The sequence below is a fragment of the Frankia tisae genome, assembly GCF_025403405.1.
GTDB lineage: Bacteria > Actinomycetota > Actinomycetes > Frankiales > Frankiaceae > Frankia > Frankia tisai.
The window spans coordinates 1-5005 of the sequence record NZ_JANEZT010000434.1; the positions used below are offsets into that span (position 1 = coordinate 1).

At 75.8% G+C, this 5005-nt stretch carries 5 protein-coding genes and 1 pseudogene; 1 reads left to right on the forward strand and 5 read right to left on the reverse strand.

Features of this window, described 5'->3' with window-relative positions; translation table 11 throughout:
• Both NBZ85_RS27435 and NBZ85_RS27440 read right to left on the reverse strand, forming a co-directional pair.
• Positions 1–766 (reverse strand): SDR family NAD(P)-dependent oxidoreductase (locus tag NBZ85_RS27435; RefSeq protein WP_261562899.1); only part of this gene is annotated, 766 nt, incomplete at its 3' end.
• Positions 766–1452 (reverse strand): TetR family transcriptional regulator, encoded by a 687-nt coding sequence (locus NBZ85_RS27440; RefSeq protein ID WP_261562900.1) that lies wholly within the window; start codon positions 1450–1452, stop codon positions 766–768. The genes NBZ85_RS27440 and NBZ85_RS27435, both read right to left, overlap by 1 nt.
• Before the next feature lie 740 nt (positions 1453–2192).
• Between NBZ85_RS27440 and NBZ85_RS27445 the strand changes: the two genes are divergently transcribed.
• Positions 2193–3146 (forward strand): hypothetical protein, encoded by a 954-nt coding sequence (locus NBZ85_RS27445; protein ID WP_372517810.1) that lies wholly within the window; start codon positions 2193–2195, stop codon positions 3144–3146.
• 255 nt (positions 3147–3401) lie between these two features.
• Here NBZ85_RS27445 and NBZ85_RS27450 read toward each other — a convergent pair whose 3' ends face one another.
• The 3 genes and pseudogenes from NBZ85_RS27450 to NBZ85_RS27460 form a co-directional block, all read right to left on the reverse strand.
• A complete protein-coding gene (locus tag NBZ85_RS27450) occupies positions 3402–3569 on the reverse strand; it encodes a hypothetical protein (protein WP_261562901.1) in 168 nt (55 codons plus the stop codon).
• A gap of 150 nt (positions 3570–3719) precedes the next feature.
• Positions 3720–4271 carry a GrpB family protein gene (locus NBZ85_RS27455; protein WP_261562903.1) on the reverse strand — a complete coding sequence of 184 codons (552 nt, stop codon included), beginning with the start codon at positions 4269–4271 and terminating at the stop codon, positions 3720–3722.
• Positions 4272–4382: 111 nt separating this feature from the next.
• Positions 4383–5005 (reverse strand): annotated as a pseudogene (locus tag NBZ85_RS27460) (lysophospholipid acyltransferase family protein); the annotation flags it as partial.

Genomic DNA, 5005 nt, shown 5'->3' on the forward strand with positions numbered 1-5005 from the left:
CGGCACGGCCGGCGAGCCCCACCAGCATCCGCCGGGGCAGCAGGCGCCCGGAGCGGGCCAGCAGCGCGTTGCGCCGCCCGTCGACGACGACCGGCCGCCCCCGGTCCAACGCACGCAACGCGGCGGCCACCACCTGCTCGGGCGTACGCATCGCGCCGACGACGGAGTCGCGGGTACCGACGACGTCGAAGAACGGCGTCTCGGTCGCACCCGGGCACAGCGCCAGCACCCGCACCCCCGCCGGGCGCACCTCCGCCCACAGCGCCTCGCTGAACGACAGCACGAACGCCTTGGAAGCCCCGTAGACGGCCATGTGCGGCAGCGGCTGGAACGCCGCGGTACTGGCCACGTTCACCACCGCGCCCTGCCCGCGGGCCACCATCGCGGGCAGGAAACGGGCGGTCAGCGCGACCACGGCGACACAGTTGAGCCGCACCTGGTCGGCGAGGCGGACCGGGTCGGCCCCGACCAGGTCGCCGTGGGTGCCGAAACCGGCGTTGTTGACCAGCAGGTCCACCCGGCCGCCGGCCGCGGCGACCCGCTCGGCGACGACGTCGACGGCGCCCGGGTCGCACAGGTCGACGGCGACCACCTCGGCGCGCACCGGGTACCGGGCGGCGATCTCCTCGGCCACCTTCTGCAACCGGTCGGTACTCCGGGCGACGAGGACGACGTCGGCACCACGCGCCGCGAGCTCGCGGGCGAACACCGCGCCGATGCCCGTCGACGCCCCGGTGATCACAGCGGTCTGTCCCTGCAGGTCCATCAGCCTCTCCCTGCCATCTGATCGGTCTGTTCCCCGGGCGGCGCCGGGCCCACGCCGGCACGGCCGCCGCACAACGCCAGGTCGAGGAGGTCGACCAGCGCCCCCGCCCGCTCGGCGAAGCGGGCCGAGGCCCGCGGGCCGTCGAGGACGTCGGTGAGCGACTTCAACCCGTCGAACGCGGCGACGAGCACCGCGGCGAGGGCGTCGGCGTCGACGTGGGCGCGCAGGTCACCCTCGGCCTGCGCGCGGCGCACGACCCCGGCGACGAGCGCCACCCAGGCCGCCATCGACGCACGGACCCGCGCGGTGAGCTGCGGTTCGCCGGCCAGCTCCCGGGCCAGGCGGGTGACGCTCCACGCCGCCGGGTCGCTCTCGATCAGCTCGACCATCACCGGGACCATCGCGAGCAGCTCGTCAACGGCCCGCTCCCGGCCCGCCAGCGCCGCCACGACCCGGTCGAGGAAACGGGTCTTCTGCTCGCCGAGCACGGCGAGCGCCAGCTCGGCCTTGGACCGGAAGTAGAAGTAGAACGCACCCTTGGTCAACCCGCTGGCATCGATGAGCTGTGCCATCGTCGTCGCGGCGTAGCCCTGCTCGGCGAACACCACCGCCGCGGTGCGCAGCAGGTGGGCGCGGGTCGCCTCACCCTTGGCCGTCGCCGGGACCATCGGCGCCGCATCACCCATACATCCCATATTAAACCGACCGGGCGGTATGTAAAGCGTCGGCGGCCCCTGCCTCTACCACCGGCGGCGGCCACCGGCGGGTGACCCCCACCCGGGGGGCATGCGGACGGCCCGGCGACACCGGTATGCCCACCCGGCCCGGGCCGACCCGAACCGGGCCCGCCACGGTGAGCAGCGTCACCGCCGTCGACACCGTCCGCCCGGACCCGCCGCGCCGGCGCCGGCCCTGACCAGGCCCGCGGGCCTGGGCACCCGGCCCGGTCGGGCCACCGCGCCCCCCCTTACACGCCGCCTCCGCCGCCGACAAGAGGCGGAATGTCCCCTCTGGACAACCCGGGGGCGGTGTGGAGTTCGTCGAACCTCTGTACAGACCCCCCGGGGGGCGCGGTAGCGTGCCCACCGTCGCATCGTCCGCCGGTCCGACCAACCGCCGGGAGAACCATCGCCGTGCACGCGACGCCGACGGCCCGAGGTCGAAGCCCAGCTCCGGCACCCGCAGCGGCCCCACCGAGTCGGGGCGGCCACGGCGGGCACCGGCCACGGACACCCGCCGGTCACGCGACGCGACGGACAGGCCCGGGTACCGCCCGCGGCCCGCGCCGCCGCGGCACGCCAGCCGCGCCACCCGGCACACCCGGGCCGCGGTACGGCCCGGGTGTGGCGCCCCGGGCCCGGGCCCTGGCCCGATGAGCAGTCGGGCGGCGTGCACGCCCGGCCGGGAGGTGGAGGGGATGCAGGGCATGGACGCGGTGGAGTTGGCGGGCACGCAGGCGCCGGACAGGTTCGCCCTGCCCGCCGCCGCCCGCGCCGCAGCGATGATCTCCAGGGAGATCGCCTACGCCGACCCCGACCCGCTGGCACTGAGCGAGTTCGACGACCGCCTCTACCGCTACGCCACCACCCTGCTCAGCACGCCCCACACCAGCCTGCTCGGACCGATCATCGGCGACTGGCGCCGCGTGCAGGCCGCCCTGGCCCGGCGGCTGTCACCCGCGGTGCACATCGAGCTGACCCGCGTCGCCGGCTACCTGTCGTTCTACCTGGGCGTGCTGTCCGCCGACACCGGCGCGAACACCTCCGCGCGGCGCTTCGCCACCCTCACCGAGCAGTTCGCCGCCCAGCTCGACGACCGGCTGCTCACCGGCACCTCCCGCAGCCTGGACGCCGCCATCGCCTTCGCCGACGGCCGCCTCGACGCCGCCCGCGCCGCCGCCGCCCGCGCCGCCGCCGTCGAAGATCCCTACCTGCACGGCTGGGCCGCCGCCGCCGAGGTCACCCTCGCCGCGGCCGCCGGGGACTCTCCCGGCGTCGACGCCGCGCTGGCCCGCCTGCGCAACCGCCCGGTCGTGCGCGGCCTGCGCCATCCGGGCTGGCCCGCCTTCGACGACGTCCGCGAGGCCTGCGTCGTCGCCGACGCGATGGCCCGGCTGTCCGTGCCCGGTGCCCGTTCCGCGGGGTACCGCGCCGTGTCGATCACCACCCCGGGTACCCTCGAACGCGGCTGGGCGCTGGGGGCGCTGGCCACCACGCTGGTCAACCACGACCCGGCCACCGCCGGCGGTGTCCTCGACGAGATGGTCGCCATCCTCGACGTGCGCCCCTCGCGGCTGCTGTCCACCCGGGTGCACGAGATCCTGCTGCTGATCTCCTCGCCCCCGGTCGACCGTGCCCCCCGCACCGCCGGCGCCACCTGACCCCCGCCCAGCGGCGGCTCAGTCCGCGACATCGGCAAGGGCAACGACCTGGGCGGGGGACAAGCGAGTCCTGCAGGCTCACCTTTCCTATCGTTCTGTCACCGCATGCACACAGATCAAGGTGGCCGGCCCGTCAGGCCGAGACCCGGCACACCCCCTCGGTGGACCGGGCCGGAGCCAGGGCGGTCGGACGCGCGGCGGCCGGATCACCCAAGGCCGCACCGGGGCGGCTGGACCAGCGGCCCCGGCGGACAGTCACGTGCGGGCGGCGACCCGCGCCACGCTCGGGGGCAGCATGGGCGCCCCACCCGGCCATCCGGCCGGAGCGGGGACCATGATCCGGGCGGGAGGCGTCGTCGAGCCCGCGCGGGAGGCGAGGATCGCCTCGACGAGGCGGGCGGCGTCGGGGCGCTGCCCGACCATCGGGCGCCGCCCGGTGCTGCTCCTGGATCGTCCGCGCGGCGAAAATGCTGGAGGTTATGGGCAGCTCCGAGGCGTTCGAACTGCCTACAACCTCCAGCAACTCCTGACCGCCGCCGAGCCCTGTGGAAGAGACAGGTAGCCGGCAACGGACTACTCCGCCAGGAGATCACGTGACGGTGGGTCAACCCCGACCGCGCGCAGCGCCTGCTCGATGAAGGCTGTCTTGGCGTTGGTGTAGGCGTTGCGGTTGTCGCGATGCGCCGCAGCGACGCGTCGTTTGAGCTGCGCGTACCGCTCACGGAGGTCCGCATCGGCGCGCAGGGCGTCGCGGAAGGCAAGCAGCGCACCGGCGTGCGGGTCGCCGTGGGCGATCACGTGCAGGTGGTGAGTACGCGCGGCCGGGTGGGGGCGCAGCAACCACAGCCGGTAGTGCCCGGCGGGATCGTCCGGCCAATCCAGCCAACCGTCCTCGGCCAGCGCCGGCAGCGCGCCGCGCGCGGTATCCAGGCTGTGCACCGGGGCAAGGATGTCGACGACGGGTTTGGCGGGCAGGCCCGCCACCGCGGTGGAGCCGATGTGCTCCACCGCGCCGGCGAGCAGATCCCCCAGGATGGCCATGAGCCGGTCGCGCTGCTCGCCGAACCGGCCGGCCCACGCCGGGTCGTGGGCGACGATCCGCACCGGCTGGTCCGCCACAATCACGCCCTCCGCGTTCCCACCGTGTTCCCACCGCCCCACCGTGTTCCCACCGCGCGCCCTGCCTGGCGACGCGAGGAGCGTACTAGCTCCTGCACCGACGGCGTCCGAACCCGCTCAGCGGCGCCAGGGGGAGCGGGAGGTGTTGCGCGGTAGCGGTTCGGTGGCCGCCCAGATGCGCCGCCAGCGCGCCGTCGGGGTATCCGGGGCGCCGCGCAGCCGCGCAGAAATCGACACCGGACCGGCGCCAGTCCGCGGCACGGCACGGGGACGGTGCCGGCCAAGGGTACGCGCCTCGCTGACGGCCGCCGAGGTCGCGGACCCACCGGGGGACAGCCCGTCAGGGGAGGAGGTGCCGGCGCCGTCGCGGTCGGCGGCGGTCGCCTGGCGCGGCGCGGCACCGGCCGCGTTCGCCGCACCGCCGGGGGAACCTGCGTCCACCGAACCGGCATCACCGGTGGCGGCGTCCGTATCACCGGTGGCCGCCTCCGAGGTCGCGGGCCCGGCGCCGCGCGCGGCCGGGGAGGCGGCGGGCTGCTCGGCGAGCGCGGCACGGGTGGCATCCCACCAGCTCGTCGCATCCTCGGCGCACAACCGGTCGACCTCCGCGGCCAGCCGCGCGGTGAACGTGCGCACATCCTCACCCGGCGCCGCCCGCAGCGGCCGGCCGAAACGCACCGTCACCTGCGGGCGGCCCGGCACCGGCCACGACCGGCCCCGCGGCATCGCCGCATACGCCC